Origin of the sequence: Tabrizicola fusiformis (genome assembly GCF_013328815.1) — a bacterium.
Classification (GTDB): Bacteria; Pseudomonadota; Alphaproteobacteria; order Rhodobacterales; family Rhodobacteraceae; genus Fuscibacter.
On the sequence record NZ_JABUHN010000045.1, the window covers coordinates 1 to 2,052 of the forward strand.

A 2,052-nucleotide genomic window follows, 5' to 3' on the forward strand; every position below is an offset into this window, starting at 1 on the left:
AATGGCTCTGGCGATGCCCCAACCTTCACGCCGTCTGTGCTGGTCAGGTCTGGTCACTTTGTCGAGCCGCAAGGCAAGCATTGCGACAAGTCAGGTGACCCGGAGTGGCCTTGCACCTGCATCTGCTGCCACAGCTTCGTGACCGACGGCCGCATCCAGTTCCTCACCGACAGCACACATGCACTTGCCGGTCAGACGGTTGAGCTGCCGGATTGGCCCGGCTGGGGAGGTATCGAATGACCGCGCCGCTGACCGAGAAGGCGTGGGCCGAAGCTCGCGTCGCCGCCATGGCATCGATTCCGGGCGAGGTGCAGGCTTCGGGCCTGCCTGCCGTCTTGCTGCCATATCAAGCGCGCGCTGTCAGCCTGCTCGACAGTGCCAGCGTACCCGTGCTGTTCATCGAGAAGTCACGCCGGATCGGCCTGACCTGGGGGCTGGCCGCCTATGCCGTGCTGCGTGCCGGTCGCCAGAAGAAGGCGGGCGGGATGGACGTCATGTACATCTCCTATTCCCGCGAGATGACCCGCGAGTTCATCGACGCCTGCGCGATGTGGGCGCGCGCCTTCAACGCGGCAACCTCGGATGTGGATGAGTTCCTGTTCGATGACGGGGATCCCGACAAAGGCATCAACGCCTTCCGCATTCAGTTTGCCTCGGGCTTTGAGATCATTGCACTGTCCTCTGCCCCTCGCGGCCTACGCGGCAAGCAGGGCGTGGTCATCATCGACGAAGCCGCCTTCGTCGACAGCCTCGCGCAGCTTCTGAAATCGGCCATGGCCTTCCTGATGTGGGGCGGGCAGGTGGTTGTCTGCTCGACCCATCTTGGCGTGGACAACGAGTTCAACGTCCAGATTCAAGACATCCTCGCCAAGCGGTCGAAATATGCCCACATGCGCATCGACTTGGACGAGGCCCTGCATGACGGCCTCTACCAGCGGATCGCGCTGGTGACGGGCAAGGAATGGTCACCCGAGGCCGAAGCGGCATGGCGGCAGAACATCCTCGACTTCTACCGCGACAATGCTGACGAGGAACTCTACTGCATCCCCTCGCTCAGCTCTGGCAGCTGGTTGCCCGGACCGCTGATCGAGGCGCGGATGACGATCGAGCGGAAGGTACTGCGGCTGGAATTGCCGCCGGACTATCTGTTTCTGTCACGGGTCAAGCAGGAAAGCCTGCTCGACGATTTCCTGACCGAACTGGAGGATCAGCTGAAGGCGCTGAACCCCGATCTGCGCTATGCCTTCGGGTCGGACTTTGGCCGGGTGCGCGACCTTACAACGGGATGTTTACTGGCCATTGAACCCAACCTTAAACGGCACGAAGCGATGTCTTACGAGCTGCGCCGCGTGCCGGGGGATGAGCAGAAGCGGATCTGTCGCCTTGTTCTGGAACGGGTGCAACACCGACTGGTCGGCGCGGCCTTTGACGCTACAGGCATGGGCTGGACCGTGGCCGAAGACATGGGCCGGATTTTCGGATTGCGCGAAGACCCGCTCGAAGGCACCGGCCTGATCATGCCGATCAAGTTCAGCGATGAATGGTACCGGCTGCACATGCCGCCGCTGAAGGCCGCGTTTGAGGATGACACGATTGCCATCCTGAAGGACGCCGACCACCTGGGCGACTTGCGCCAGGTGAAGGTCGTGCGGGGCATCGCGCGGGTGCCGCCCGAGCGGACAGAGACCGTCGCAGGGCAAGGCTCGGGCAAGAAGCGCCATGGTGACTATGCCATCGGCCTCGCACTGGCGGATTTCGCGACCCGGATGAAGTGGTCGGAATACGGCTACAAGCCCGCGCCCCGGCCGGGAGAAGTTGGGCCGACTGGCCGCGTTCCGCTGTTCGAGGAGGAGGCCATCGGCTGGTGGCAACAGCCGCTCGGCTCGCGCCTGCGGGGTAGCGTGTGATGCCGCGCAAGAATGCCCGGCCAGCCGCAAAGAAGCGGCTTCGCGCCCGGAACAACCGGCGAACAGCTCAACCGTTGTCCGCCAATCCGCGCCCTGGTGACGGGGTTATGCTCGCTGCCCTCGCGGCGGTCATCTTCGGCACCAA

1 protein-coding gene and 1 pseudogene are annotated in these 2,052 nt (G+C 63.5%); both read left to right on the forward strand.

Translation table 11 applies throughout. The annotated features are described in order from the left end of the window. A pseudogene (locus HS053_RS22025) lies at positions 1-240 on the forward strand (hypothetical protein); the annotation flags it as partial. After that, positions 237-1,907, forward strand: coding sequence for a hypothetical protein (locus HS053_RS22030; RefSeq protein WP_174213385.1), 1,671 nt, complete (start codon positions 237-239; stop codon positions 1,905-1,907). The pseudogene HS053_RS22025 and the gene HS053_RS22030, both read left to right, overlap by 4 nt. The last annotated feature ends 145 nt before the right edge of the window (positions 1,908-2,052 follow it).

Bases quoted from the DNA above. Each gene is read 5' to 3' on its own strand.
- HS053_RS22030 (WP_174213385.1), top strand. From the start codon at position 237: ATGACCGCGCCGCTGACCGAGAAGGCGTGGGCCGAAGCTCGCGTCGCC.